This window comes from Sphingomonas naphthae, from assembly GCF_028607085.1.
In the GTDB taxonomy this organism is placed as follows: Bacteria; Pseudomonadota; Alphaproteobacteria; order Sphingomonadales; family Sphingomonadaceae; genus Sphingomonas_Q; species Sphingomonas_Q naphthae.
This window is the reverse complement of sequence record NZ_CP117411.1, coordinates 3,464,831-3,491,694: the sequence shown is the minus strand read 5'-3', so window position 1 is coordinate 3,491,694 and position 26,864 is coordinate 3,464,831. Positions and strand designations below refer to the sequence as shown.

Sequence of the window (26,864 nt, the reverse complement as noted above, 5' to 3'; positions counted from 1 at the left end):
CGGTTGCGTTCGGTGTCACGCCGCATCGTGCTCCGGCGAAGGCGGCAGGCGGTGCGCTTTGTAACCCTGGGCTCCGGCCTTCGCCGGAGCACGTGGCGGATGTGGGAGAGGGCATCGTATCTACGGCCTCACCTAAAACCATCCGGTAGGGTGCGAACTTCGTGAACTTCGGCGCCCGCGCTCTAGCGGCGCGGCCCGTCGCGGCCCAGCACGCCGTCCAGCCAGCGCTGGTCGAGCGGTTGGGGTTGGCCGCGGGCGCCGTCCTGGTCGCGCTGGAAGTCGCGGCCATAGTCCCGGCCCTGGGGATCGCGGCCCTGCGGGTCGCGCGGCTGGCCCTGCGGGGGTGGCGGGGCGATCGGCGGGCCATCGGGATAGCCCTGCCCCTGTGGCGGCCCCGCGGGATTGCCCTGGCCATCGATCAGCCCGCCGATCGGGTCGCTGGCATAATCGCCGCCGCCGCTGCCCTCGCTGCCCGGATCGCCATAATAGGCTTCCGCGTCGGGCTCGAGCTGCCAGTCGGGCAGCACCACTTCGGTCTGGAAATTCTCGACCGGGCGTTTGCTCGTCGCCGGGCCCATGAAGGCCGCGAAGGCCTGCGCCGGGGCGCGGCCGCCCTGCAGGCCGGGGATGGCGCGCGCGTCGTCGCGGCCCATCCACACGCCGGTCGTGATGCCGCTGGAGAAGCCGAGGAACCAGCCGTCCTTGTTGGCGGTGGTCGTGCCGGTCTTGCCCGCGACCGGGCGGCCGATCTGCGCCGCGCGGCCGGTGCCGGTGTTGACGGCGGTCTGGAGCAGGTCGGTCATCTCGTCGGCCACATAGGGCGCCACGAGAACGCGGCTGTTGTCCGCCTGATGCTCGTACAGGATCACGCCGTCGGGCGTCGTGACCTTCAGGATGCCATAGGGCTCGACCGCGACGCCGCGCGCGGCCACGCTGGCGAAGGCGCGCGTCATGTCGATCAGCCGCACGTCGGACGAGCCCAGCACCATCGAGGGGTGGACGTTGATCGGCGTGCTGATGCCGAAGCGGCGCGCCATGTCCGCCACCGCCTGGAAGCCGACCTTCTGCCCGATCTGCGCCGCGACCGTGTTGATCGAGAAAGCGAAGGCGGTGCGCAGGTCCATCTGGCCCGAGAAGCGCCCCGAACTGTTGCGCGGGCTCCAGCCGCCGATCGTGACGGGCTGATCGACCACGCCGTCGGACGGCTTCATGCCGTTTTCCAGCGCGGTCAGATAGACGAACAGCTTGAAGGCCGAACCCGGCTGGCGGACGGCCTGTGTCGCGCGATTGTAGATCGAGCTGACATAATCCTTGCCGCCGACCATCGCCTTGACCCCGCCGTCGCGGTCGAGCGCGACCAGCGCACCCTGCGCGCCATCGGGGGTATTGCCCCGGATCGCGGCGTCGGCGGCGCGCTGCATGCCGGTGTCGAGCGTGGTCCACACGTCGATCGGCGCCGAGCGTTCGTCCACCAGCGCGTCGAGCTGCGCCAGCGCCCAGTCGGTGAAATAGCGCACGCTGTTCTGCGCGGTGGCGGGGGCCAGGCGCACGTCGGCCGGATCGGCGGCGGCGGCCTGCGAGGGGGAGATGTAGCCCGTCTCGACCATCAGCCCCAGCACCACGCCGGCGCGCCCGATCGCGGCCTGCGCGTCGGCGGTGGGCGAATAATGCGACGGCGCCTTCACCAGCCCCGCGATGATCGCCGATTCGGCGAGGCTCAGCTCGCTGGCGCTATGGCCGAAGAATTTCCGGCTGGCCCCGTCGATGCCGTAGGAGCCGCCGCCGAAATAGACGCGGTTGAGATACAGCTCCAGGATCTGCTGCTTGGTGAACTTGCGCTCCATCGCCAGCGCCAGCAGGATCTCGCGCGCCTTGCGGCCGAAATCATAGGCGCTCGTCAGGAAGATGTTGCGCGCCAGCTGCTGGGTGATGGTCGAGGCACCCTCGATCCGCCGCCCCTGCCCGCGATTGATGAAGGCGCGATACGTGCCGCGCGCCATGCCGATCGGGTCGATGCCGGGGTGCATGTAATAGCGTCGGTCCTCCACCGCGACCATCGCGTCGACCATGTTCTTCGGGATGGCGCCATAAGGCAGCCACTCGCCATAGCTGGGGCCGAGCGCCACCAGCACGGAGCCATCGGCGGCGCGCACGCGCACCATCTGGCCGTTGGGGCTGGATTTCAGCTCGTTGAAGCCGGGCAGCGACGCCATCGTCACGCCGACGGCGATGGCCAGCGCGATGAACGCGCCGAGGATCGCGAAGCCGGCAATCTTGAGGAGGGTCATCCAGCGTCTGCGCGGCTTGGGTGCGGGGGCGGGCGGCTGGCGCCGCGCGGGCTTTTTTGGGGGAGCGGCCATCGGTTGCTCCCGCCCGTTACCTGTTCCCGCGCCACCTCACAAGCCGCGCTCGACGAATGGTGGCGGGGAGGGGCAATGTATATGACCTCATCCCAATCCGTTCATCCCGAGCGAAGTCGAGGGACTGGTCAGCATCGAGCGAAGCCGAGATGTGGATGGCAGACACGATCTCGGCTCCGCTCGGTCGGCTAGTCCCTCGACTGCGCTCGGGATGAACGGGGAGGTTAGGCAGTATCAGTTCGCGCGCTTGTCGAAGTCCAGCGAGGCGCTGTTCATGCAATAGCGCAGCCCCTCCGGCCCCGGCCCATCGGGAAAGACATGGCCGAGATGCCCGTCGCAGGTGGCGCAGCGCACCTCGACGCGGCGCATCCCGTGCGTCGTATCGACATGCTCGGTCACCGCATCGGCCGCGAAAGGGTGGGTGAAGCTCGGCCAGCCCGAACCCGAATCATATTTGGTCGCGCTGTCGAACAGCACCGCACCGCAGCCGGCGCAGCGATAGGTGCCGTCGTCGTGATTGTCCCAATAGCGGCCGGTGAAGGCGCGCTCCGTGCCCGCTTCGCGCAGCACGTGAAACTGTTCGGGGTCGAGCCGCTCGCGCCACTCGGTTTCGGGGAGGTCCATCTTCGCCATCAGGGGAATGTGGGTGTCCGGCACGGCCGGGTCAATGGGCGCTCAGCCGATCCGCGTGGCGCGCGCGAAGAGGCCGGCGAGCGCGGGGGCGGCGGCGATCAGGCGAACGAGCGGGGCGGCGATGGCGGGCCGCTCGGCGAGGTGACGCAGCCCCTCGGCCAGCGCGATCGGGCGGCGGGCGCGGGCGGCGAAGGCGCGCTGCCAGCCGGGCGCGGCCCCGGCGCCGCCCGACTGCCACGCTTGTGCCGCCGATTCTCCGCTGGCCAGGGCGATGGCGATACCGTCGCCCGCCAGCGACGCGATCACCGCCGCCTGATCGCCCAGCCGGAACAGGCCGGGGCGGGTGTCGGCGCCGCGCCAGCCGTAGGGCACGCCGGCGATCGACACCCACGGGCCTCCACCCCCGGCCAGCCGCGCGGCGAGCTGCGGCGCCTCCCCGGCCAGCGCCGCCACCAGCCCGTCGATCCCGCCCGCCGTCGCCAGCCGGGCCGGATCGATCGACAGGCAGAGGTTGGCGCGCCCGTCTTCCTGCAACAGCAGCCCGGCATAGCCGCCGCGCAGCAGATGCAGTTCGATCACCCCCTCCAGCCCCGCCCCGCCGTGGAGCGCGCGGCGCAGGCCGACGCTGGGGTGCGGTGCGTGGGGGCGGGTTTGCCCCCGCAGATCATGCTTGCCGGTGGCGAGGAACAGGCTGTCACTCTCGATCGGATCGCCCTCGGCGAGGTGGAGGGTGCGGCCCTCGATCCGGCGGATGGCGGTGCCGCGCCGCACCTCGACACCCAGCGTGACCGCATGCGCGCGCAGCGCCTCGTCGAGCCGGGCGCGCGACAGGCCGGCGGCGGGGTGGGGCAGGCGCGCCTCGGCGATGCGCCCGCCCGCGATCAGCCGCACCCGATCGATCCGCGTGGCACCGAGCGCGGCGACGTCGATCCCCAGCCGCTCCAGCCGGGCGAGCGCGTCCCAGCCGAGAAAGGCGCCGCAGACCAGATCGTGCGGGCCATTGCTGCGCTCGATCACCAGCGAGGTCTGCCCGCCCATCGCCAGGGTGATCGCGGCGGCGGTGCCCGCCGGCCCGCCGCCGGCGATCAGCGGCGGCGTTCGACGCACAAGCGAAACGGAAAGCGGCGGACGACCTGCGCCTCGGTCACGCCGGCGTCGGCCAGCAGCGGCGCCCATTCGGCGGCGCGATAGCCGCGCGCGATCGAGAGGCGCCCGTCGGCGCGGACGATCGGGTGCCAGCGCATCGCCGTCGCCAGCAGCGGGAAACCCATGTGCGCGAACCACAGCCGATGCACGTCGTTGACCATCCAGCCGACCCGCGCCTCGCGCTCCATGAAGGCAAGGAAGTCGGTCAGCTCGGCGGCGCTCATGTGATGCGCGACGAGGCTGGAGACGACGACATCGAAGCCCGGCTGGTCGCGATAGTCACCGGTGACGTAGCGGATCGGCATGGTCGCCGGGGTCGCCGCCTCGGCCACGGCGCGCGATCCGGGGTTGAGATCGACGCCGACCAGTTCGCAGGCGATCCCGCGCTTGCCCGCCCAGCGCGCGATGGCGCGCAGCATGTCGCCCTGCCCGAAGCCCACGTCGAGCAGGCGGACATGCCGCCGCCCCGCCAGCGCCCGATCGAGGAAGGCGAGTGTCGGCCGCGCCGCCCATGTCAGCCGATTGACCTGCGCCAGATCGCGCAGCACCGCCGCATAGGTTTCGGGCGGCAGCGCCGGATCGTCCATCTGCTCCTCGGCGGTGGCGCGCACCGCCAGGCTCATACTGCGCTCCGAAAACGGAAACCCTCGGCGGCCAAACCGGGGCCGAAGGCGAGGGCGATGCCGTCGCGCACCGGCCGGTCCAGCATCCGTTCCAGCACGAACATCAGGGTCGCCGACGACATATTGCCATAGCGCGTCAGCACCTCGCGCGAGGCGGCCAGCGCCTCGGCCGGCAAGGAGAGGCTGCGCTCGACCGCGTCGAGGATCGATCGCCCGCCGGCATGGACCGCCCAGCCATCGATCGCGCGGCCCCCGGTCAGCCGTTCGCCCAGCGGCCCTTCCAGCGCGGCGGCGATGCGGCCGGGCACCTCGCCCGACAGATGCATCGCGAAGCCCTGATCGCCGATCGTCCAGCGGATCAGATCGTGGCTCTGCTCCAGCGCGGCGGCGAACGGCGCCTCGATCGCGAGGCCGCGCGGCTCGGCGGTCACCAGCGCCGCCGCCGCGCCGTCGCCGAACTGGAGTTGGCCGAGCAGCGGCTCGATATTGCTGTCGTCCTGAAGGTGGAGGCTGCACAATTCGACCGTCACGACCAACACGCGGGCGGCGGGCTCGGAGCGGACGATATGGTGCGCCGTGCGCAGCGCCGCGACCGCCGCGTAGCAGCCCATGAAACCGATCAACGTCCGCTCGACGGTCACGTCCAGCCCGAGCTGCTCGGCGAGCAATTGATCGATCCCCGGCGCGACGAAGCCGGTGCAGCTGGCCACCACCAGATGGGTCAGCCCCAGCAGCGCCACCTGCGCCGCCAGCTGGGCCACGGCGCGCGCGGCGAGGCGCGGCGCCTCCTCGGCATAGATGGCCATGCGCGTCGCGGTGGAGGGCAGGGCATCGCCGCCGTAGAAACCCCCCGCCGCCATCCCGCCGCCCAGCACTGACCAGCGCGCGCCGATGCCCGATCGCTCCGCCATGCGGCGGAACAGCGCCCGCTGGCGAGTATCGGCGATGCGGGCGCTGGCCCAGTCGATGAAGGTGCCGTGGACCTCGTTATCGGGAATGGCGGTGCCGATCGCGGCGATATGGGCGGTCGCCGGTGCGGCCATTCAGGCGGGCTCTGGCGCGGAGAGGGCGATCGTCATCGTGAAGCGGCGGCTTTCGCCCGGCGCGATCGTCACGATGCCGGGTTTGTCGACGATGTCGCCTGCATAGGCTTGCGGATCGGCGATGCCCTGCCACGGCTCGATGCACAGATAGGGTGCGCCGGGCTTGGTCCACAGGGCCAGGGTCGGAAGATCGTCGAACGTCACGTCGAGGCCCTCAACGCCCGGCGCGCCGAAATGGAGCCGGCGGCTGCGTACGGAATCGAGGATCAGCGCATCGTCCACGAACAGGCTGTCGTCGAGCGCCAGCGTGTCGCCCACGATCGGCGTCGGCAGGCGATCGGGGCGGAGCAGGCCCTCGCCATCGATGCGGCGCACCGGATCGGGCTCGGCCTCGGCGAAGCGGATGCGGTGGGCGGCGCGCGACCCGTCGTAGGGCAGCGGCCAGCGCAGCGCGGGGTGATAGCCGAAGCTCGCCGGCATCGGCCGCGCGTCGGCGTTGGTGACGACCGCCTCCATCGTCAGCGTGGCGGCGGCGATCGTGTAGATCAGGTCGAGCGTGAAGGCGAAGGGCCAGACGGCACGCGTCGCCTCGCTGTCGGTGAGCCGCAGCGCCACCATGTCCGCCGCGAGCGCCGCGACGGCGAAGTCGCTGTGGCGGGCGAAGCCGTGTTTGGGCATTGGATGGGCCACGCCATCGATGCGATAGACGCCGCCGTTCAGCACGCCGATCACCGGGAACAGGATCGGCGCCCGGCCGGTCCACCAGGCCGGATCGCCATCCCACAGCAGATCGCGCCCCTGCCCGTCGCGCAGCGCGCGCAGTTCGGCGCCGAAGGGGGATATTTCGGCGGAGAGCCGGCTGCTGGCGATGCGGATATTCTCGCTCACGGCCGGCCCTCCAAAACGGTCAGACGTCGAGATTGGCGACCGACAGCGCATTGTCCTGAATGAACTCGCGGCGTGGCTCCACCACGTCGCCCATCAGGCGGGTGAAGATCTCGTCGGCCACGTCGGCCTGGTCGATCTCCACCTTCAGCATGGCGCGGTTCGATGGGTCGAGCGTGGTTTCCCAAAGCTGCTCGGCGTTCATCTCGCCCAGGCCCTTGTAGCGGCTGATCGCGGTGCCCTTGCGCCCGGCGGCGAACACCGCCTCGAGCAGCTCGGACGGGCGGGTGATGGCGGTGCCGCGCAGCGGGGCGGCATCCTCCTCGTCCGCGTCGCCCGCGCGCGCGGCGTGGAGCCGGCTGGTGGCGCGATAGGTCTCGGCCTGTTCGGTCGCGAGCGCATGCAGCTTGCGCGCCTCGGCCGATCCGACGAACGCCGCGTCGATCACATGATGATCGGTCACGCCGCGCCACAGCCGGCGCAGGTGGTAACCGCCCTCCCCGGTCTGATCGACGGTCCACTGCGCCTCGCCGTCGCCGGCGTTGAGCCACAAAGTCACCTTGTCGCCCACGCCGGTGCGGCCGGCCGGATCGGGATCGAGCCCGCCCGCCAGCGCCAGCGCCTCGATCACCGCGCTGTCGTAGCGGCGCGGCACATAGGCCATCAGCGTGCGCATCCGCCGCGCATGATCGAGCAGCTGGCGCAGATCCTCGCCACCGCGCTGCCCGTCCGGCCCGTCCAGCACCATCGAGGCCGAGCCGTTGACGATCAGATATTCGTCGAGCGCGGCATCGTCCTTCAGATAGGTTTCGGACTTGCCCTTGGCGATCTTGTAGAGCGGCGGCTGGGCGATGAAGAGGTGGCCCGCATCGATGATCGGCTTCATGTGCCGGTAGAAGAAGGTCAGCAGAAGCGTGCGGATGTGCGCGCCGTCCACGTCGGCGTCCGTCATGATGACGATCTTGTGGTAACGCAGCTTCTCCAGGTTGAAATCGTCGCGGCCGATGCCGGTGCCGATCGCCTGGATCAGCGTGCCGACTTCCTTGGAGGAGAGCATCCGGTCGAACCGCGCGCGCTCGACGTTGAGGATCTTGCCCTTCAGCGGCAGGATCGCCTGGATGTTGCGGTCGCGGCCCTGCTTGGCCGATCCACCGGCCGAGTCACCCTCGACGAGGAACAGCTCGCACTTGCTGGGGTCGCGCTCCTGGCAGTCGGCCAGCTTGCCGGGCAGGCTGGCGATGTCCATCACGCCCTTGCGCCGGGTCAGGTCGCGCGCCTTGCGGGCGGCCTCGCGCGCGGCGGCGGCGTCGATCGTCTTCTGGATGATCGCGCGGGCGTAGGCGGGATTTTCCTCCAGCCAGTCGGCCAGCTTGTCGGCCATCAAGGCTTCCAGCGGCTGGCGCACTTCGGACGAGACGAGCTTGTCCTTGGTCTGGCTCGAGAACTTCGGATCGGGCAGCTTGACCGAGACGATCGCGGTCAGCCCCTCGCGCATGTCGTCGCCGGTCAGGGTCACCTTCTCCTTCTTCAGGAGCCCCGACTTGTCGGCATAGGCGTTGAGCGTGCGGGTCAGCGCCGCGCGGAAGGCGGCGAGATGCGTGCCGCCGTCGCGCTGCGGGATATTGTTGGTGAAGCACAAGGTGCTCTCGTGGAAGCTGTCGTTCCACTCCAGCGCCACTTCGATGCCGACGTCGTCGCGCTGGCCGGTGATCGCCACCGGCTCGGGCATCAGCGACACCTTGGTGCGATCGAGATATTTCACGAAGGCGGCGATCCCGCCCTCGTAATACAGCTCCACTTCCTTGCGCTCGGTATGGCGCGCGTCGGCCAGCACGAGGCGGACGCCGGAATTGAGGAACGCCAGCTCGCGGAAGCGATGCTCCAATTTGTCGAAGTCGAATTCGGTGATCTTGAACGTCTCGGCCGAGGGCATGAACGTCACCCGCGTGCCGCGCTTGTCGCCGCACTCGCCGACCACCTTGAGGGGCGCCACCGCATCGCCGCGCATGAAGCGCATGTAATGCTCCTCACCGTTCCGCCAGATCGTGAGATCGAGGAAGTCGCTGAGCGCGTTGACGACGCTGACGCCCACGCCGTGCAGGCCGCCCGAGACCTTGTAGGCGTTGGCGTCGTTGGTGTTGTCGAACTTACCGCCGGCATGCAGCTGGGTCATGATGACCTCGGCCGCCGACACGCCCTCTTCCTTGTGGATGCCGGTCGGGATGCCGCGGCCGTTATCCTCCACCGAAACCGAGCCGTCCGGGTTGAGCGTGATCAGCACCCGGTCGCAATGGCCCGCCAGCGCCTCGTCGATCGCATTGTCCGATACCTCGAACACCATATGGTGGAGGCCCGAACCATCGTCGGTATCGCCGATATACATGCCCGGCCGCTTGCGGACCGCGTCGAGGCCCTTGAGAACCTTGATGCTCTCGGCGCCATATTCATTGTTCTGGGGGGTGCTTGCCATGCCCATCATATAGGGAGTCGCGCGGGCGAACCCAAGAAAATTAGGTGTCGCGCGGCACCGGGAAATAGTGGGCGTAGGGCTCCGCTTCACGCGCCATCCGGGCGACGGCGGGGTGAGCGCGCAGCCTAGCAAGATAGGCGGTCAGCGCGGGATGGCGCTTCCCGATCGGCAATACGAGGTCGGCGTAATGAAGCGCCGGCGCGGCCGAGCAATCGGCGATCGTGAAGGTCTCGCCGGCCGCCCATGCGCTACCCGCCAACTGCGTCTCGGCGATGCCGTAAGCCGTCAGCAGCTGGGCGCGGGCCTGGCCGACGCCATAGGGGTCGCGCGATCCTTCGGGGCGAAGATAGTCCCCGACGATCTTCTGCATCGGCAGCGACACATCCCAGTCGAAGAAGCGATCCCAGCGCCGCGCCGCCAGCGCCGCCGCCGGATCGGCCGGGATCAGGCGCGGGCCGTCGGCGGGGAGGCGGTCGAGATGCTCGATGATGATCGAGGTTTCGGGCAGGCCGACATCGCCTTCCTGCCACACCGGAAAGCGCGCGAACGGCCACAGCGCCGCCAGCGCCGCGCGCTGGTTGGCGTCGGACAGATCGACGATGTTGGGCTCGAAATCGATCGCCCGCACGTAGAGCGCGACCAGCACCTTCTGGCAGAAACTGGAGAAGGGGTGGAAGTGGAGGATCGGTCTCATCGCATCGCCTTTTTGCCGACCCGGATCGAGGCCACGCCACCCAGCAGCAAAAGCAGCGCCGCGACCCCGGCCGCCATCAGCCCGAGCCGGTTGCCCGTCGCCCCCGCCGTCGCCGCGATCCCGCCCAGCGCCCACAGCAGGGCGAGGCCGAACCACAGGTTGGCCGATCGCACCACCGTCACCGCGCCGAGCAGCCCGAGCAGGATGGCGAGGAAAGCGACCCACGCCTCGGGCGCCATCGCCGGCAGCGGCACCTCGGCGACATTGCCCAGCCAGCTCGTCATGTTGAGCACGCTCGCCGCCATCACCCAGCCGCCGAACAGGCCGACCGGCAGCGCGACCAGATATTGATCGGGATCGCGCGCGCCGATCAGCCCCACCTTGCGCACCGCCACCAGCAGGCAGGCGAGCAAAGCGAAGATCACCAGCACCGACCAGCCCTTGCTCCCCTGCAACTGGAAGACCAGCGGCCAGAGCGTGTTGAGCGCCAGCGCCCCCACCATCCACCAGCCGATCCGCGCGATGCGGGGCGAGGCGCGGTTGGCGGGCAGCGCCTGCCACACGGCGTAGGCGATCGTCGCCAGATAGATCGGCCCCCAGATGGCGAAGGCCCAGCCGGGCGGGGTCAGCAGGCTCGGCGCCTCGGCCGATCGAGTCCCGATCGTCTCGCCCACCCCCGCCAGCGGCAGGAAGGTCGCGGCGATCTGCGCGAGCGCGAGGATCAGGGTGAGGAGGATGCGGGGCATATCGGGACGAACCATGCCACGCCGAACGCGAGAGGGCGAGGTGGGGTCCGTGAGGAATGCCTGGCCGCACCATACGCCGTTCGTCCCGAGCGTAATCGAGGGACGTGCGACCGGACGGCAGCGCTTGGGGCGCGTCCCTCGACTACGCTCGGGAGGAACGGGTCGAGTTGGTCATGCGGGGCGGACCACGCCATCCTCCACATGGAACCGGCTCGCCCCGGTCCCCGCTTCGGCGAACAGGCTCTCCTCCGTCCCCGTCATCCACACCTGCCCGCCGGCCTCGCCCAGCCGCCCGAACAAGGCCGCCCGTCGCCTCGGATCGAGGTGCGCCGCCACCTCGTCGAGCAGCATCACCGGCCGGCTGCCCCGCGCCTCCGCCACCAGATCGGCATGGGCCAGCACGATGCCGAGCAGCAGCGCCTTCTGCTCGCCCGTCGAACACAGCCCCGCCGGCTGGCCCTTGTCGAGATGCGTCACGGCCAGATCGGAGCGGTGCGGCCCCACGAGCGTTCGGCCTGCCGCCGCGTCGCGGCCCCGCCCCCGGCGCAGCTCGCCCGCCAGATCGCCCCCCGGCTGCCAGCCCTCGATCGCGAAGCCCGCCCGCGCGAACGGCCCGGCGGGCTGCGCGGCGAGGCGCGCGGCCAGCGCCGTCACGGTGCGCGCCCGCGCCGCCGCCAGCGCCTCGCCATGTTCGGCCATCCCTGCCTCCAGCGCGGTCAGCCAGGCGGGGTCGGCGCTGTCGGGATCGGCAAGCAATTTGTTGCGCGCGCGCATGGCCGCCTCGTAGCGGGCGGCGTGGGTGGCGTGGCCGGGTTCGTTCGCCAGCACCAGCCGGTCGAGGAAGCGCCGCCGCCCGCCCGCGCTCTCGGCGAACAGCCGGTCCATCGCCGGGGTCAGCCACAGCACCGCCAGCCAGTCGGACAGCGCCGCCGCCGCCGCGCCCGCCCCGTTGATCCGCACCTGCCGCCGCTCGGGCGCGGTGGCCAGCGTGCCGGTGCCGAGGTCCACGTCCCCGATCCGCGCCGCCACCCCGAACCCGCCGGGCCCGTCGCCCCGCGCCATCTCCGACAGCGCCGCCCCGCGCAGGCCCCGGCCGGGCGTCAGCAGCGACACCGCCTCCAGCACATTGGTCTTGCCCGCCCCATTCTCCCCCGTCAGCACGACGAAGCCGGCGCCGGGCGCGACCAGCGCGGTGGCGTAGGACCGGAAATCGGTGAGGGCGAGGCGGGTCAGCATGGCTTGGTCGCCGCCCGCGCGGACGGGAGTGGTCGAGATTACCCGATCACACCCGCATCGGCATCAGCACATACAATGCCGGGGCCGTGTCGCTCTCGCGGATCAGGGTCGGGGCGGCGGCGTCGGCGAGGTGGACCTCGACGGTGTCGCCTTCGATCTGGCCGAGGATTTCGAGCAGATAGCGCGCGTTGAAGCCGATCTCGAAGCCGGCGGAGGTATATTCGCCCGGCACTTCCTCGGCCGCCGTGCCATTCTCCGGGCTCGTCACCGAAAGCGTGATCTTGTCGCGCTCCAGCGCCATCTTCACCGCGCGGGTCTTTTCGCTGGCGATGGTGGCGACGCGGTCGACACCGTCCTTGAAACTCTTCGGGTCGAGCCGCAGCAGCTTGTCGTTCGCGGTGGGGATGACGCGCGAATAATCGGGGAAGGTGCCGTCGATCAGCTTGGAGGTGAGGATCGCCGAGCCCAGGCCAAAGCGTATCTTGGTGCCCGACAGCGATACCTCGACCGAGCCATCGACCTCGTCGAGCAGCTTGCGCAGCTCGGCCACGCACTTCCGCGGGATGATGACGTCAGGCATGCCCTCCGCCCCCTCGGGCCGCGCCACGGTGACGCGGGCCAGGCGGTGGCCGTCGGTCGCTGCGGCCTTCAGCAGCGGCGTCGCCTCGTCGGAGACGTGGATGAAGATGCCGTTGAGATAATAGCGCGTCTCTTCGGTCGAGATGGCGAAGCGCGTCTTGTCGATGATCTGCTTCAGCGTCTCGGCCGGCAGCTCGAACTTCGTCGGCAGGTCGCCCTCGGCGATCACCGGGAAATCGTCGCGCGGCAGGGTGCCCAGGTTGAAGCGGGCGCGGCCGGCGGTGACCAGCATCTTGCCGTCGGCGGCGGTGATCTCGACCTGCGAGCCCTCGGGCAGCTTGCGGGCGATATCGAACAGGGTGTGGGCCGAAACCGTGGTGGCGCCGGCCGTGTCCACCGCCGCCTCGATCGTGTCGACGATCTGGAGATCGAGATCGGTCGCCATCAGGCGCAGGCCGCCGGCGCTCGTCGCCTCGATCAGCACGTTGGACAGGATCGGGATGGTGTTGCGCCGCTCGACCACCGATTGGACATGGCTCAGGCTGCGCAGCAGTGTCGCCCGTTCGATCGTCGCCTTCATTGAACCCGCCCCGAATGCCGTTGGCCGACCGTTATAGCGATGGTGCGCCCTTGGAAAAGGGGGTTGGCGCCGATCGGGCGAATCGGGGCGATTTGCCTGTGGATGGTCACGTAGGTCACGCCCGGCGGGGTGGCTTTCGATGCGGGCGGCGAAGGGGCGATGCACGGCATGGGCCGGGCAAGAGCAAAGGAAATCCTACTTTGCAAGAGGGGTTCGCACGCACCATCCTGTGCTCCTGCGCAGGCAGGAGCCCAGAGTCCACGCGCCGCGCTCGAAACACCCTAGGCTCCGGCCTTCGCCGGAGCACAAGCGAGATAATCTCAGCGCGTCGCCACCGCGTACAGCGCGATCGCCGCCGCGTTGGAGATGTTCAGGCTCTCCACCTTGTCGCTGATCGGCAGGCGGGCCAGTTCGTCGCAATGCGCCTCGGTATTCTGGCGCATCCCCTCGCCCTCGGCGCCCAGCACCAGCGCGATGCGGGCGGTGCCGATCGCCTCGTTCAGCAGGCGCGGGCCCTTGCCGGTCAGGCCGATCCGCCAGAAGCCCGCCTCGCCGATCTCGTCGAGCGCGCGGGAGAGATTGACCACCCGCACCCACGGCACGGTCTCCAAGGTGCCCGAGGCGGATTTGGCCAGCGCGCCCGATTCCGGTGGGGCGTGGCGATCCTGGGTGATGATGCCGAGCGCGTCGAAGGCGGCGGCCGAGCGCAGCACCGCGCCGACATTGTGCGGATCGGTCACCTGATCCAGCACCACCAGCGGGCGATGATCGCCCTCGCCCACGGCATCGGCCAGCAGATCGCCCAGCCAGATATCCTCCAGCGGATCGACCTCGGCGACGAGGCCCTGGTGGGGCGCGTCGCCCGGCACCAGCCGGCCGAGATCGGCGACCTCGGCGATGGTGACGGGAATGTCGGGCGGGATGCCCAGCACCGATAGCGCCTCGCGCGTGCCCCACACCCGGCGCACAGTGCGCGCGGGGTTGAGCAAAGCGGCGGTGACGGCGTGGCGGCCCCAGAAGCGGGGCTTGCCGGAGGCGGGGGCGGAGGGGCGGTGGCCGCGTTTCATTCGCGCGCTCTACGCGGGGGACGGGGGGCGGCGCAACCGCCGCCGTCGCCGCATGCCGTTGACATGGGGCCGCCGCTTCGCCATGAGGCCGCCTCGCTCCGGGGCCCTCATGGGCAGGTGGCCGAGTGGTTAAAGGCAGCAGACTGTAAATCTGCCCGTGTTATGCGTACGCTGGTTCGAATCCAGCCCTGCCCACCACGCCCCGGAGCGAATTTCCAACGCGCAGCGGGATCACCGCATCGGCCGGGCCGGCCCCGCCACCGGCGCGCTCGGCTTGGCGTCGGTCAGCATCTTCAGCACGATGCTGGCGCGGGGGTCGTCGCGGGCATAGTCGATCGCGGTCTTGCCGGTCACCCGGTCGGCGATCTTGGGGTCGCCGCCGGCCGAAAGCAGGTAGCGCACCATCGCCATGTCGCGCTTCTGCGTCGCCAGGATCAGCGGAGTCTCGCCGCCGTTGGTCGGCAGGTTCACCGCCGCGCCATTGTCGACCAGCAGCTGCGCGCCCTCCATGAAGCCCAGCCGCGCCGCGATGGTGAGCGGCGTGTCGCCATTGTTGTCGCGCAGCTCGGTCTTGCCCTTGCGCTGGAGCATCAGCGCCATCCACGGAATGTCGCGGCCCTTGGTGGCGATGATGAGGCCGGTCTCGCCGGTGGAATAGTCGCGGGTGTTGACCACGCCGGTGCCGGGCTTGTCGAGCATCGGGATCGCCTTGTTGGCATCGCGCTCGCGCACCGCCTTCAGGAAATTATAGCCTTCCGACATCATCTGCGCGGCCACCGGCGGGGCGGCGGCGAACAGCATCAGGGCGGCCAGAGCAGTGCGGGCCTTGGCCCCGGCGAAACGCTTACCCATATTGTCGCTCATGCCCCTTGTTCGATCCCGGTTCGCCCCATCGGCGTGGGGCCGCTTGCGCGCGATCGAATAGCAAAGCATGGCTGGCGGCACCATGAACAATGGCATCCTGAAACCCTTCCTGCTCGCCATCGCGCTGGCGCTGCCGCTGGCCGCCTGCCAGCGCACCGCCAAGCCGCCTCCGCTGGAGGGCGCCACGATCGGCGGCCCCTTCACCCTGACCGATCAGGATGGGAAGCGCGTGTCCGACACGGCCTTCATCGGCCGCTATCGCCTGATCTATTTCGGCTACACCTTCTGCCCGGACGTATGCCCTACCTCGCTCCAGCATCTGGCCAAGGGGCTGAAGGCGTTCGAGGCGGATGATCCGAAGCGCGGCGCGCAGGTCCAGCCGATCCTTATCAGCATCGATCCCGCGCGCGACACGCCGGCGGTGCTGAAGCCCTATGTCCAGGCGTTCCACCCCCGGCTGATCGGGCTGACCGGCAGCGAGGCCGAGATCGCCGACGTCGCCAAGCGCTATGCCGTCTATTTCAAGAAGCAGCAGGCCGAAGGATCGAGCGGCTATCTGATGGATCATATGAGCCAGGCGATGCTGTTCGGCCCGAAGGGCGAGCCGCTGGCGCTGATCCCGCAGGACGAGGGCGCCGAGGCGGTGGAAAAGGCGCTCGACCGATGGGTGCGCTGACGCCCCCGCCGCGCTTCTGGGAGACCAAGCGCCTCGACCAGATGAGCCGCGCCGAATGGGAATCGCTGTGCGACGGCTGCGGCAAATGCTGCCTCCACAAATTGGAGGATGAGGATACGGGCGAGCTGCATCCCACCAACGTGGCGTGCAAATTGCTCGATCGGCGCAACGGCCAGTGCATGGATTACAAGCGCCGCCGGATGTTCGTGCCCGAATGCGTGCGGCTGACGCCCGCCAAGCTGCGGACGCTCGACTGGCTGCCCTCGACCTGCGCCTATCGCCTGCTCGACGAGGGGCAGCCGCTGGCGGACTGGCATCCGCTTATCAGCGGCGATCCGGAATCGGTCCACAAGGCCGGCATTTCGGTGCGCGGCTGGACGGTGTCCGAGGTGGAGGCGGGCGATCTCGAGGATCATGTCGTCGATCGCATCCTCTGATCTGACGTTCGCGGGCGGGGGCCATGTCCGCGATCTGGTCGTGCGGCGCATGGCGCAGGCGCGGCGGATGCGCCTGTCGGTCGATCCCCGCGACGGGGCGGTGACCCTGGTGCTGCCCAGGCGCGCGGCGCTGCGGCCGGCGCTGGCCTGGGCCGAGGGGCAGCGCGGCTGGATCGAGGCCGCGCTGGCGGCGATCCCCGCGACCCTGCCGCTGGGTCCGGGCGCGACCCTGCCGGTGCGCGGCCGGATGCTGACGATCGACTGGGCGGCGGCGCGCCCGCGCACGGTGCGGATCGAGGGGGATCGGCTGGTGACCGGCGGGCCGCTGGAGTCGATCGGCCCGCGCATCCTGCGCTGGCTGCGGGCGGAGGCGCTGGCCGAGCTGACGGTGCTGACCCATGCCTATTGCGACAAGGCGGGCGTGGCGCGCGGGCCGGTCGGCGTCGGCGATCCGCGCAGTCGCTGGGGCAGCTGCTCGTCGAGCGGCGGCATCCGCTATTCGTGGCGACTGATCCTGGCGCCGCCGGCGGTGCTGGAGGCGACCGTGGCGCATGAGGTGGGGCATCGGCTCCACATGGATCATTCGCGGGCCTTCCACGCGGCGGTCGCGCGGTTGCTCGGGCGCGAGCCGGTGGCGGAACGGGCGTGGCTGCGCGCGCATGGCGTGGAATTGCACGCGGTGGGGCGGGTTTGAACGCAGTTGCATAACAACCGTTCGTCCTGAGCGTCGTCGAAGGACGGGCCCCAAGCGCGTGGCTCTCCACGTCCTTCGACTACGCTCGGGACGAACGGGGGGCCTGGTTCACCGCTCCCGCCAATACGCAAACACCTCGCCCTGCAACCGCGCCACCAGCGCCCGCGCCTCCGGCCCGGTCCACTCCCCCTCATGCCCCAGCAGGAAGGCGTGGCCGCCGCTCCACCAGCCCTGACCCGGCAGGCTATCCGACTCCCGCACCACCAGCACCGCCATCTCGGGTTCGCCGCGCGCCACGCCCTCGCGATCGATCGCGTCGAGCGTGCGGCACAGGGCGCGCATCTTGGGGCGGGTGAAGCGGAAGCCGAGTTCGCGCAGGAAGGCGGAGTAGCTGATCGCCTGCCCCGCCCGCGCCGCCTCGATCAGGATGGCGCGGACGCGGGTCATGTCGGCGATGGCGCCGGGGCCGCCCGTGAAATCCTCGATATCGATGCCGCCGTCCATGCGCCCTGTCCTACAGCAGATGCTTTGCGCTAACCAAGCCCGGCGAATCGGGAGACGGAGCATGGCAGGCGACATCCGCGTGGGCATCGGCGGCTGGACCTACGAACCGTGGCGCGGCACCTTCTACCCGCCCAAGCTGCGCCAGGCCGACGAGCTGGATTTCGCCTCGCGCGCGGTGACGGCGATCGAGATCAACGGCACCTTCTACGGCCGGCAGAAGCCCGAGAGCTTCGAGAAATGGGCCAAGGCCGTGCCCGATGGCTTCAAATTCTCGCTCAAGGCGTCGCGCTATTGCGTCAACCGCAAGGTGCTGGCCGAGGCGGGGGAATCGATCGGCAATTTTCTCGGACAAGGCATCGTCCGGCTGGAGGACCGGCTGGGGCCGATCCTGTGGCAATTCGCCGGCACCAAGCAATTCGATCGCGAGGATTTCGCGAGATTCCTCGCCCTGCTGCCGGAGACATATGAGGGGCTGGCGCTGCGCCACGTCGTCGAGCCGCGCCACGAGAGTTTTCGCGATCCCGCGTTGGTCGATCTGTGCCGCGATCATGGGGTGGCGATCGTGGTGGCGGATTCGCCCGATTACCCCCAGTTCGCCGACGTCACCGCCGACTTCGTCTACGCCCGCCTCCAGGATGCGAGCGAGGCCGAGCCGACCGGCTACGCCCCCGACGCGCTCGATCGCTGGGCGAAAGTGGCGAAAAGCTGGGCGGGCGGGCACCAGCCGGAGGGGCTGTCGTACATCGCCGCAAAGGGCCCGGCGGTGGCGGCGCGCGACGTGTTTGTCTTCATGATCAACGGCGCCAAGGTGCGCGCCCCGGCGGCGGCGCAGGCGTTGATCGAGCGGTTGTGAGGTAACATGCCGGCTACAACCACCGGGCAGATCGAGCCCGCTACGCTGTATCTCGGTAATCGGCCGGCGCTGCTGATAGCGGACGAGACGACTCTGAACACTGAGCTCGCCGACATCGATAATATGTACGACGGGGGCATTGTGATCCTCGGGAGAAGTCCACGGCACTGGATCAAAGCCGTCCGTAAGTCCGATCTCTGGTCGGTGTCCTTCCGCGCCGGCCCATTCTGGACCTTGAGCGGCTTCGCGGCTGGTGAAACGGATTATAGCAGCCGCATGGTGGAGCGGAGCCGCGTATCAGGTTCACGGCTCAAGGCGGCGCTGACCGCCCCGCCACCGGAAAACGCGCTAACCGCCAAGGATGTGGCGGGGCTGTTCGTTGCGTATTTGCTCGGGACGAAATTCCCCATTCCTCCCGGTATTGGGGGCGCTTGAGGGGGATTATCGGCTCATGTGGGTGCGAGCCAAAAAAGCCCGGCCGCAGGGGGTGCGGCCGGGCAGATGGGTTTGCGGATGGGGTCCGCGGCCGGCCTAGGGAACCGGTTTTCTCGATCTAATTAGTAGAGAAGATTTTGCCTAGGGGCTATCGCTATCCGGGCGACAAGATTCGCTTTGCCGCGGCGGCCTCAGCCCGTCTGAAACCGCGCCAGCGCCGCCGCCACCGCGCGATCCTTGGCGCGCAGCGCGCGATCGCAGCCCCAGCTCTTCAGCCATTCCGCGATGCGCAGCGCCTGCCAGCGGCGGTGCGCCAGCCCGCTCACCTCGGTCGGCAACACCTCCGTCGCGCGGATCGAGGAGCCGGATTGCATCTCCAGCACGGGGAAGGGGTAGAGCGCGTAGATCGGCAGGCCGTTGTGCCAGTAACGGTCCATCTCGTCGTCGATCGGGCGCGACACGCTGGTGGCCGCCGCGAGCAACGTCGCGGCGCCATGCCGCGAGAGCATGTAGCATTGGGTGCCGTAAGGCGGGCGGCGGAAGCGGATCAGCCAGCGGTGGCCGACCAGCGCGATCCGCCGCGAGGCGACCGAGAAGCGCGCGTAGAGGCGGAGATAGTCGATCCCCGTGGCGGTCATCAGCGCGGGCAGCCCCGCGAAATCGAAGCCGGGATCGAGCAGCACGTCATCCTCGATGACGAGGACGTGGCTGAGCGCCGCATCGGCGATCAGCGCGGCCCACGCCGCATGATGGCTGCCGAAACACCCCCGTTCGGCGGGCGTGAGCGGCCGGCCGCGATGCCGCATCGCCGCCGTCGCGTCATAGGGCGCGGCGGCGGGCTCCGATCGCGCGCCGTCGAGGAAGCGCCACGGCCAGTCGGTGCGCTCCAGCATCGCCGTGATGCGGGCGCGGCGCTCGCCGGCGTCGGCCAGGCTCACCACCAGGATCGTCCAGCCCGTTGCCGGTGTCTCAGCGGTCATGAAATCGGCCCTTTCCGCCAGAATCGTTACGGGTGCTTGCAGCGCGCAATTGTCCCGCTACCACGGAAACCTTGCCGAAGGATGGATCATGGCCGCCCAGCTCCCGATCGTGAAGATCAGCGACAATTTCCCCTGGGAGCCGATCCTGCGCCAGACGCCGGGCGGCGGCGGCATCTGGCGCGGCATCGAATTTCGCGTGAACGACCCCGCCTGCACCGAATGCGACGCCTGGGTGGTGCTCGACGGGCTGGATGCGGCCGAGACGGCGACGGTGCGATCGGGCCGGGTGTCGCTCATCACGATGGAGCCGCCCCTCGCCCGCGAATATCACGGCCGCTACCTCGCCCAGTTCGATACGGTGCTCACCTGCCAGACGGCGATCCGCCATCCGGGGCGCATCCTGGGCGTGCAGGGCCTGCCGTGGCACGCGGGAATCGATCGCGGCGTGGGCGGCGATATCGACGGCGCCGGGCGGCGGCGGCTGCGCGGCTATGACGATCTCGTCGCGATGGAGCCCGCGCCCAAGAAGGATGCCATCTCGGTCATCACGTCCAAGGCGGGCTTCCTGCCGGGCCATGTCGCCCGCCTGCGCTTCATCGAGGCGCTGACGACGCGGCTGAAGGACAAGGTGGAATTGTTCGGCCGCGGCGTGCGACCGATCGGCGACAAGTTGGAAGCCCTGTCGGGCTACAAATATCACCTCGTGCTGGAGAACAGCCGCCTGCCGCATTACTGGACCGAGAAACTGGCCGATGCCTATCTCGGCCATGCCTATCCCTTCTATTCGGGCTGCACCAACATCGGCGACTATTTCGCCGACGACGTGATGACCACGATCGACATCGCCGACCCGACCCGCGCTATCGACGCCATCGAACGCGCGCTGGCGGAACAGGCCTACGACCGGACGATGGACGCGCGGGCGGCGGCGCGGGACGACGTGCTGGGCCGCTACAACCTCTTCTCGATCGCCGCCGATCTGGTCGAGCAGACCCCGGCGACCGGATCGCGCAAGGTGACGCTGACCCCCAACCCGCCGATGTCCTTCGGCTACAAGGCGCGGCGCAAGCTGCGGCGCGTGGTCGAGCGGGTGCGATAGGGCGGTTAGACGGCGGGCATTTCTTCTGTGCGCGCCTGCGCCCTAAATGCCGGGGCCGGAGAGCCGCGCCCCAGCCATTTGCGGGCGATCCAGGCGCGAACCGGTTCATCGTAATAGCGCAAGCCAATCCATGCCAGTGTGAGGGTGGCTGCCGCCACGCCGGCGGCCCACAAACCCATGGCTGTCGGATCGGGGCTATCGGGAAAGGCCATATGGTCAAGGAGGTTCAAGAGTGGCTGGTGCAGGACGTACAGCGGGTAGCTGAGTGCGCCAACCAGGGCCCAGGCGCGGATCATCGCCGTTCCGCTCGGCGCGCAGGAACCGATCATCACGATCAGCGGGAAAATCGTGACGTCCACCATGATATCGTAAAGAACGCCGATAGGCCCAGTTCGCGGGACTGGCGCCCATAGTACGACGAGCAGCAGCACCGTGCTCGTCAGCGCCGCCCGGTTCGAGGTTGTCGTCGTGAATAGACCATAGCGATAGATCAGCACACCGATCAGAAAAGGCGCCAGCGCCTTCGGCACGGCGAACGGGAAAGTGTCGCTGAACGCGATGCCGAAGATGACTGTCTGATTGATCCACGCAGCGGCAGCGTAGAGTGCAAAACTTGTAATCGTAACCGCAAGCAATCCGCGGCGGCCAAGCCGATAGAGGCCGGCCGCGTACATGACGTTGGCGATTAGCTCGAAGAACAGCGACCATAAAGGGCCGTTCACGGGAAACGCCGCAACACCCGGTCGAGGTACTGGCAACAGGAGCAGCGCGAACGGAATGACGGCCGACAACTGAAGGGCGCTGATGTCGCCTATCGTGAGGTACCGGACGACCAGCCAGCCCAGGCCGAGCGCCGAACCGAGCAGAATCAACGGGTACAGCCGTGCCGCGCGCACGGCCAGGAACCGGCCGAGGCTCATCCGCGCCTGCAACCGGTCGTCATAGGCGAAGGCTATGACGAACCCGGAGAGCATGAAGAAAAAATCGACGGCCAGATAGGCATGTTCGGGCCAGTTTCGATAGGGCGTCACGGCCAGCAGATGATGCATGAGGATTGTCAGCGCGGCAAAACCCCGCAATCCATCCAAACCAACGAAATGCAGCTTCGATTGCACGGCGCACCCGACGACAGACGTTTTCCCGACACACCCACGCAATGCAGGGGTCGAAGATTATTGCCAGCACGCGCGCAGAACATTGAAGCGTTTTGTAAGCAATTTTATATATTTCGTTCGATGCTGGTACTGATATTAATCAGTATTCATAAAATACTGATTAAGTTTACGTAAAGCATCGATATTCCACTTGCTGTCGGCACGACCACGATTGTAGGCGGCACACATAGTCCGCCGGTTCGATCATCAACGAGAGACAGGCGGATCGCCGCGATCGGCCGACCGCCATTCGTGATCGTGGAAGGCGCATGGTTCGCGGGACGGCCGTGTTCCCCGACCTGGCTTGCCTGAAGGGCTACGGGAGCGGGAGGCTTGCCAGATGTTTGAGATCGTACCGATTGACGACGTGGCCGCTCTGGTGGCAGTGAGCCAAAGCATCGGTGCGGCGCTGGGAAGCGCCCTGTAAAACGATGCCGTCAGAAACGACCCAAGTCTCTGATTTCGCGGGTATAGCTCAATGGTAGAGCACTAGCCTTCCAAGCTTGTGATGCGGGTTCGATCCCCGCTACCCGCTCCAGCCTTCCACCCGTTATTCACCGCTTCTTATGCCGTTCGTCCTGAGCGTAGTCGAAGGACGTGCGACTGGACGATGCCGCTTGGGGCACGTCCTTCGACTTCGCTCAGGACGAACGGATTGGGTGGGATGAGGCCTAGAAGCTCATCTCGTCGTAGATCCGGCCGAGATCGCCGCCCCACGCGCCGTGATAGCGGTCGAGCAGGACTTCGGCGGGCGTCTTGCCGCTGGCGACGATCTCCCGCAGCGGGCCGAGGAAGCCGGATTCGTCGTCGCCGGTGCCGTTGAGGCGGGCGCGCGCCTTCAGGCCGGCTGCGGCGATGTCGAGGATGCGCGCGCCGAGTTCCCGGAAGGTGCGGCCGCGCGGGCCTTTCGCGGCGAGGCCGAGGCGGGGCACTTCGCCGCGGATGCGTTCATGATCCTCGATGGTCCAATGCTTCACCTCGTCCCACGCGGCGTCGAGCGCGGTCTGGTCGTACAGCAGGCCGACCCAGAAGGCCGGGAGCGCGCAGATCTTGCTCCACGGGCCGCCGTCGGCGCCGCGCATCTCGAGGAAGCTCTTCAGCCGCACCTCGGGGAAGGCGGTCGAGAGGTGATCTGACCAGTCCGACAGGCGCGGCGTCTCGCCGGGCAGGACCGACAGGTTGCCGGCGAGGAAATCCCGGAAATCCAGGCCCGCCGCGTCGATATATTGCCCGTCGCGATAGACGAAATACATCGGCACCTGGAGCATGTAATCGGCGTAGCGTTCGTAGCCGAAGCCATCCTCGAACACGAACGGCAGCATGCCGGTGCGGTGCGGATCGGTGTCCGTCCAGATGTGGCTGCGATAGGAGAGGAAGCCGTTGGGCTTGCCCTCCAGAAAGGGCGAATTGGCGAACAGCGCGGTGGCGAGTGGTTGCAGCGCGAGGCTCACCCGGAATTTCTTCACCATGTCCGCCTCGCTCGCATAATCGAGGTTGGTCTGGATGGTGCAGGTGCGCAGCATCATGTCGAGCCCCATCGTGCCGACCCTTGGCATGTGGCGCAGCATGATGGCGTAGCGGCCCTTGGGCATGATCGGCAGTTCGGCGCGGGTCTTGTCCGGCCACAGGCCCAACCCGAGGAAGCCGAGGCCGAGCCGGTCGCCGACGGCCTTCACCTGCTCCAGATGGCGGCCGGTTTCGGCGCAGGTCTGGTGCAGATTGTCGAGCGGCGCGCCGGAGAGTTCGAGCTGGCCGGCGGGCTCGAGGCTGACGTTGCCGTCCGGCCCGGCCAGCGCGATGACGACACCATTCTCCTCGATCGGCGTCCAGCCATAGGCCGTCAGCCCGTCGAGCAGATCGCGGATGCCGCCCGGCTCGTCGTAGGAGGGCGCGCGGTGGCTGCCGTCGGTGCGGTAGACGAATTTCTCATGCTCGGTGCCGATGCGCCACCGTTCCTTGGGCTTCTCGCCCCCGGCGAACAGACCGATCAGATCGGCCCTGGTTTCGATCAGGGGGTCGTCCCCGTGGCCATCTGTGCGTGTGCTCATCGTGCCCCGGCAGATAGCGACGGCCGGGGGTGGGCGCCAGTACCCTGCGGTACAGAATCAGCGCCAGTCGCCCACCGCCCCCATCCATAGCGCCACGGCGGCGGCGGCGGCGGTGTCGGCGCGCAGGATGCGGGGGCCGAGGCCGATGGCGGTGGCTTCGGGCAGGGCGCGGATCGACGCGGCTTCCTCGGGCGTGAAGCCGCCTTCGGGGCCGATCAGGATCGCGGCGGGGCCGGGCCTGGCGACCGACGCCAGCGGCGCGCCGCCATGCTCGTCGGCGAACAATAGTTGGCGATGACCGTGCCAGCCGGCCAGCAACGCCTCCAGCGCGATCGGCTCGTCGAGCGCGGGGAGCGCGGTGCGGCCGCATTGCTCGGCCGCCTCGATCATGTGCGCGCGCAGCCGATCGAGATTGGGTTTGTCGACGATGGTGCGCCGGGTGATGACGGGGCGGACCCGCGCCACGCCCAGCTCGCAGGCTTTCTCCACCAGCCAGTCGATCCGCCCCTTCTTGAGCGGGGCGGCGAGCAGCCACAGATCGGGCACCGCCTCGCGCAGCCGCAGCTCGCGCATCACCGTCAGGGTGATGCGGCGTTTGCCGGCGTCGGCGACCTCGGCGAGCCATTCGCCGGTGACGTCGTCGAACAATTTCACCGGATCGCCCGCCTTCACCCGCATCACCGCGCCGAGATAATTGGCGTGGGGGCCATCGAGCGTGATGCTCTCGCCGGGGGCGAGCGGGCGTTCGACGAACAGGCGGGGCGTGCTGGCCGGCGGCCAGGCGGGGGTGGCGGGCATGGCCGCTCCATAGACCCAAGCGCGGGCTTTCGCGAGCCGGGGCGGGGCGATAGAGCCCGAGGGAAGATGATGTGCTCCTGTGTAGGCAGGAGCCCAGGGTGATCGGGCGCAGCGCCTGGGGCTCTGGGCTCCTGCTTTCGCAGGAGCACGAACCGGGGAAACACATGGATATCGTTCCCGACAGCGAGGGCCGGGGGATGGTGGCGGCGCTGCCGTCGCGGGTGGCCGATCTGGTGCAGCTCGCGCGGCTCGATCGGCCGATCGGGGCATGGCTGCTGTTCTGGCCGGGCGCGTGGGCGATCGCGCTGGCGGGCGGGGCGGTGGCGCGCTGGCCGCTGCTGTTGTGGTTCGCGCTGGGCGCCGTCGCGATGCGCGGCGCGGGCTGCGTGTTCAACGATATCGTCGATCGCGATCTCGACCGGAAGGTGGCGCGCACCGCGCTCAGGCCCGTGGCGAGCGGGCGGGTGCCGCTGAAGGTGGCGTGGGGCTGGCTGGTGGCCTTGAGTCTCGTCGGGCTGGTGGTGCTGCTCCAGCTCAACGCGCCGGCGCAATTCATCGCGCTGGCCAGCCTCGCCCCGGTCGCGGCCTATCCCTTCATGAAGCGGATCACCTGGTGGCCGCAGGCGTGGCTGGGGATCGTGTTTTCGTGGGCGGCGCTGGTCGGCTGGCCGGCGGTGACGGGCGGCTTCGCGACGCCCCTGTTCTGGCTCTACGGCGGATCGATCCTGTGGGTGATCGGCTACGATACCATCTATGCGTTGCAGGACATCGAGGATGACGCGCTGGCCGGGGTACGCTCCTCGGCGCGGGCGCTCGGCGCGCATGTGCGCGGCGGGGTGGCGGTCTGCTATGCCGGCGCGGTGATCGGCTGGGGCGTGGCGCTATGGGGTGTCAGGCCGGATCCGCTGGCGCTGGCCGGCCTCGCCCCGGCGGCGGCGCATCTCGCGCGGCAGGTGCTGCGGCTCGATCCGGCCGATCCAGGGCAGGCGCTGGCGCTGTTCCGATCGAACCGGTTCGCGGGGCTACTGGTGTTTCTGGCCTGCGCGGTGGTCGGTTCGGTGTGAAGGCCGTCATTGCGAGCGAAGCGAAGCAATCCAGCCGCGACGCTGGATCGCCACGCTTCGCTCGTAATGACGAATGGCGTCAGACCTGCCGCGCGCCGCCGTTGAGCATGTCGCGGATGGCGATGACGAGGTATTTCGGCCCGCCTTCCAGATAGCGCATGGCCAGCCGCTTGGGCTCGGTCAGCAGGCGCCAGCACCATTCCATGCCGATCGCCTGGAACGCCATCGGCGCGCGGCGGCGGGTGCCGGCGTAGAAGTTGAGCGCCGCGCCGAAGCAGCAGGCATAGAGGTCGCCCAAGGTGTCGCGATGCGTGTCGACCCAGATTTCGGATTTCGGCGCGCCGACGCCCATGAACAGGTGGGTCGTGCCGAAATCGCGGATGCGCTCGGCCAAAGCGCGGCTGTACGCCTCGTCCTTCTCGAAGCCGTAGGGCGGAACGCAGGTCTCGACCGCCGAGCGGGGAATGCCCTCCTGGTCAAGCCGTTCGAGCAGCTTGCCCGCCGTCCGCTCGCTGGAGGTGAGGCAGAACATGCGGTGACGGGTCGGCGACAGGCGGGTCACGATGCGCGGGAACAGGTCCGCGCCGGTCACCCGGCCCTGGCGATAGCGGCCGAACAGGCGGGCGTAGAGCACCACCGGCCAGCCATCGGCCGTGACCGCCCAGGCGTCGTCATAGCTCTGGCGGAAGGCGACATTCTCGTGGAGGCGGACGATATGGTCGATGTTGGCCGTGGCGACCATGCGCACGCCCTCACCCGCCGGAACATCTTCCGTGGCGATACGATGCGCGAGTTCCTCGACGCTCTCGTCCCAGAAATCGAGTCCGAATACGGGACGCGGCAAGCCAACCTCTCTGATCGACCGATCGGACGCCAGCCAGACGTCGTGCGTGCTGGCCGTACCGATGGTTATGCCGCCCGGCAAATCATAACGAACGTCTCTCCACGTTGGGCGGCTGCCTCGCGGCGCGGCCACCCGTTCGTCGAAACCCTGGTCACTATGACGCTGATAAGTCACGACCGTAAACCCCCAATCTCCGCGAACCGAAAAAACTGCCGCTGTTCGGCGGGATTCGGGTCGATTTGGGTGGTTATGACCACAAATTCTTGCGGTCCCCTTAAGAGCGACCAAAAAGACGGTTGGTCCGACGGAAGCGGCGAACCGTATCGCCCGATCGACGAACCTCCTGCCGCCA

Annotated in this window: 26 protein-coding genes and 2 tRNA genes; 9 read left to right on the top strand and 19 right to left on the bottom strand. The window is 68.9% G+C overall.

Going from position 1 to position 26,864, the window contains the following annotated elements; all coding sequences use genetic code 11:
• Positions 1 to 182 precede the first annotated feature (182 nt).
• The 12 genes from PQ455_RS16820 to rlmB all read right to left on the bottom strand — a co-directional run bounded on the left by PQ455_RS16820 (position 183) and on the right by rlmB (position 14,062).
• Entirely contained in the window at positions 183 to 2,288 is a 2,106-nt protein-coding gene (locus tag PQ455_RS16820) for a transglycosylase domain-containing protein (protein ID WP_273687346.1), read from the bottom strand.
• Positions 2,289 to 2,594: 306 nt separating this feature from the next.
• The gene (msrB, locus tag PQ455_RS16815; protein ID WP_273687344.1) at positions 2,595 to 2,993 is read right to left on the bottom strand and encodes a peptide-methionine (R)-S-oxide reductase MsrB; all 399 of its coding nucleotides are present in this window, start codon (positions 2,991 to 2,993) and stop codon (positions 2,595 to 2,597) included.
• A 42-nt stretch (positions 2,994 to 3,035) separates the two neighbouring features.
• The gene (locus PQ455_RS16810; protein WP_273687341.1) at positions 3,036 to 4,100 is read right to left on the bottom strand and encodes an NAD(P)/FAD-dependent oxidoreductase; all 1,065 of its coding nucleotides are present in this window, start codon (positions 4,098 to 4,100) and stop codon (positions 3,036 to 3,038) included.
• Complete coding sequence (locus tag PQ455_RS16805; protein WP_273687339.1) at positions 4,079 to 4,762, bottom strand: methyltransferase domain-containing protein; 684 nt, start codon at positions 4,760 to 4,762, stop codon at positions 4,079 to 4,081. The genes PQ455_RS16810 and PQ455_RS16805 overlap by 22 nt, the downstream gene beginning before the upstream one ends.
• A complete protein-coding gene (locus tag PQ455_RS16800) occupies positions 4,759 to 5,805 on the bottom strand; it encodes a type III polyketide synthase (RefSeq protein ID WP_273687337.1) in 1,047 nt (348 codons plus the stop codon). The genes PQ455_RS16805 and PQ455_RS16800 overlap by 4 nt, the downstream gene beginning before the upstream one ends.
• Positions 5,806 to 6,693 (bottom strand): aldose 1-epimerase family protein, encoded by an 888-nt coding sequence (locus tag PQ455_RS16795; RefSeq protein ID WP_273687336.1) that lies wholly within the window; start codon positions 6,691 to 6,693, stop codon positions 5,806 to 5,808.
• A 19-nt stretch (positions 6,694 to 6,712) separates the two neighbouring features.
• Positions 6,713 to 9,160, bottom strand: a complete 2,448-nt coding sequence (gyrB, locus tag PQ455_RS16790) for a DNA topoisomerase (ATP-hydrolyzing) subunit B (protein ID WP_420542795.1) — start codon at positions 9,158 to 9,160, stop codon at positions 6,713 to 6,715.
• Between the two features lie 40 nt (positions 9,161 to 9,200).
• Positions 9,201 to 9,854 (bottom strand): glutathione S-transferase family protein, encoded by a 654-nt coding sequence (locus tag PQ455_RS16785; protein WP_273687334.1) that lies wholly within the window; start codon positions 9,852 to 9,854, stop codon positions 9,201 to 9,203.
• Positions 9,851 to 10,615, bottom strand: a complete 765-nt coding sequence (locus tag PQ455_RS16780) for a tryptophan-rich sensory protein (protein ID WP_273687333.1) — start codon at positions 10,613 to 10,615, stop codon at positions 9,851 to 9,853. Before PQ455_RS16780 ends, PQ455_RS16785 begins: the two co-directional genes overlap by 4 nt.
• 156 nt (positions 10,616 to 10,771) lie before the next feature.
• The gene (gene recF / locus PQ455_RS16775; RefSeq protein ID WP_273687331.1) at positions 10,772 to 11,836 is read right to left on the bottom strand and encodes a DNA replication/repair protein RecF; all 1,065 of its coding nucleotides are present in this window, start codon (positions 11,834 to 11,836) and stop codon (positions 10,772 to 10,774) included.
• A gap of 46 nt (positions 11,837 to 11,882) precedes the next feature.
• Positions 11,883 to 12,995, bottom strand: a complete 1,113-nt coding sequence (gene dnaN / locus PQ455_RS16770) for a DNA polymerase III subunit beta (RefSeq protein WP_273687329.1) — start codon at positions 12,993 to 12,995, stop codon at positions 11,883 to 11,885.
• 320 nt (positions 12,996 to 13,315) lie between these two features.
• On the bottom strand, positions 13,316 to 14,062 hold the full coding sequence (rlmB, locus tag PQ455_RS16765; RefSeq protein ID WP_273687327.1) for a 23S rRNA (guanosine(2251)-2'-O)-methyltransferase RlmB: 747 nt from the start codon (positions 14,060 to 14,062) through the stop codon (positions 13,316 to 13,318).
• A gap of 111 nt (positions 14,063 to 14,173) precedes the next feature.
• On the opposite strand from rlmB, the gene PQ455_RS16760 reads away from it, so the two are divergent.
• Positions 14,174 to 14,260: transfer RNA gene (locus tag PQ455_RS16760), tRNA-Tyr, on the top strand.
• A 33-nt stretch (positions 14,261 to 14,293) separates the two neighbouring features.
• Here the strand turns inward: PQ455_RS16760 and PQ455_RS16755 are convergent.
• Positions 14,294 to 14,914 carry an ankyrin repeat domain-containing protein gene (locus PQ455_RS16755; RefSeq protein WP_273687325.1) on the bottom strand — a complete coding sequence of 207 codons (621 nt, stop codon included), beginning with the start codon at positions 14,912 to 14,914 and terminating at the stop codon, positions 14,294 to 14,296.
• Between the two features lie 79 nt (positions 14,915 to 14,993).
• Between PQ455_RS16755 and PQ455_RS16750 the strand changes: the two genes are divergently transcribed.
• The 3 genes from PQ455_RS16750 to PQ455_RS16740 are packed head-to-tail and all read left to right on the top strand — an operon-like array spanning position 14,994 to position 16,733.
• On the top strand, positions 14,994 to 15,602 hold the full coding sequence (locus PQ455_RS16750; RefSeq protein WP_273687323.1) for an SCO family protein: 609 nt from the start codon (positions 14,994 to 14,996) through the stop codon (positions 15,600 to 15,602).
• Entirely contained in the window at positions 15,590 to 16,039 is a 450-nt protein-coding gene (locus tag PQ455_RS16745) for a YcgN family cysteine cluster protein (protein ID WP_273687321.1), read from the top strand. The genes PQ455_RS16750 and PQ455_RS16745 overlap by 13 nt, the downstream gene beginning before the upstream one ends.
• The gene (locus PQ455_RS16740) at positions 16,017 to 16,733 is read left to right on the top strand and encodes a M48 family metallopeptidase (RefSeq protein WP_273687319.1); all 717 of its coding nucleotides are present in this window, start codon (positions 16,017 to 16,019) and stop codon (positions 16,731 to 16,733) included. Before PQ455_RS16745 ends, PQ455_RS16740 begins: the two co-directional genes overlap by 23 nt.
• A gap of 108 nt (positions 16,734 to 16,841) precedes the next feature.
• Here the strand turns inward: PQ455_RS16740 and PQ455_RS16735 are convergent, their stop codons facing one another.
• Positions 16,842 to 17,237: a ribose-phosphate pyrophosphokinase gene (locus tag PQ455_RS16735; RefSeq protein ID WP_273687317.1), complete on the bottom strand. Its 396-nt coding sequence runs from the start codon at positions 17,235 to 17,237 to the stop codon at positions 16,842 to 16,844.
• Positions 17,238 to 17,298: 61 nt separating this feature from the next.
• Here PQ455_RS16735 and PQ455_RS16730 point away from each other — a divergent pair, with 61 nt between their 5' ends.
• Positions 17,299 to 18,090 (top strand): DUF72 domain-containing protein, encoded by a 792-nt coding sequence (locus PQ455_RS16730; RefSeq protein WP_273687315.1) that lies wholly within the window; start codon positions 17,299 to 17,301, stop codon positions 18,088 to 18,090.
• Between the two features lie 6 nt (positions 18,091 to 18,096).
• Positions 18,097 to 18,525 (top strand): hypothetical protein, encoded by a 429-nt coding sequence (locus PQ455_RS16725; RefSeq protein ID WP_273687313.1) that lies wholly within the window; start codon positions 18,097 to 18,099, stop codon positions 18,523 to 18,525.
• 191 nt (positions 18,526 to 18,716) lie between these two features.
• Here PQ455_RS16725 and PQ455_RS16720 read toward each other — a convergent pair whose 3' ends face one another.
• A complete protein-coding gene (locus PQ455_RS16720; RefSeq protein WP_273687310.1) occupies positions 18,717 to 19,505 on the bottom strand; it encodes a glycosyltransferase family 25 protein in 789 nt (262 codons plus the stop codon).
• Between the two features lie 88 nt (positions 19,506 to 19,593).
• Between PQ455_RS16720 and PQ455_RS16715 the strand changes: the two genes are divergently transcribed.
• Positions 19,594 to 20,604 (top strand): glycosyltransferase family 10 fucosyltransferase, encoded by a 1,011-nt coding sequence (locus PQ455_RS16715; RefSeq protein WP_273687309.1) that lies wholly within the window; start codon positions 19,594 to 19,596, stop codon positions 20,602 to 20,604.
• Positions 20,605 to 20,609: 5 nt separating this feature from the next.
• On the opposite strand, the gene PQ455_RS16710 is transcribed toward PQ455_RS16715, so the two are convergent.
• Positions 20,610 to 21,719, bottom strand: a complete 1,110-nt coding sequence (locus PQ455_RS16710) for an acyltransferase family protein (RefSeq protein ID WP_273687308.1) — start codon at positions 21,717 to 21,719, stop codon at positions 20,610 to 20,612.
• A gap of 503 nt (positions 21,720 to 22,222) precedes the next feature.
• Here PQ455_RS16710 and PQ455_RS16705 point away from each other — a divergent pair.
• Positions 22,223 to 22,296: transfer RNA gene (locus PQ455_RS16705), tRNA-Gly, on the top strand.
• 133 nt (positions 22,297 to 22,429) lie between these two features.
• On the opposite strand, the gene PQ455_RS16700 is transcribed toward PQ455_RS16705, so the two are convergent.
• A complete protein-coding gene (locus PQ455_RS16700; protein ID WP_273687307.1) occupies positions 22,430 to 23,806 on the bottom strand; it encodes a glutamate--cysteine ligase in 1,377 nt (458 codons plus the stop codon).
• Between the two features lie 57 nt (positions 23,807 to 23,863).
• Positions 23,864 to 24,604, bottom strand: a complete 741-nt coding sequence (locus tag PQ455_RS16695; protein ID WP_273687306.1) for a 16S rRNA (uracil(1498)-N(3))-methyltransferase — start codon at positions 24,602 to 24,604, stop codon at positions 23,864 to 23,866.
• A gap of 164 nt (positions 24,605 to 24,768) precedes the next feature.
• Between PQ455_RS16695 and ubiA the strand changes: the two genes are divergently transcribed.
• Positions 24,769 to 25,668, top strand: a complete 900-nt coding sequence (gene ubiA, locus PQ455_RS16690; RefSeq protein ID WP_273687304.1) for a 4-hydroxybenzoate octaprenyltransferase — start codon at positions 24,769 to 24,771, stop codon at positions 25,666 to 25,668.
• Positions 25,669 to 25,747: 79 nt separating this feature from the next.
• Here ubiA and PQ455_RS16685 read toward each other — a convergent pair whose 3' ends face one another.
• Entirely contained in the window at positions 25,748 to 26,512 is a 765-nt protein-coding gene (locus PQ455_RS16685) for a WecB/TagA/CpsF family glycosyltransferase (protein WP_273687302.1), read from the bottom strand.
• Between the last annotated feature and the right edge of the window lie 352 nt (positions 26,513 to 26,864).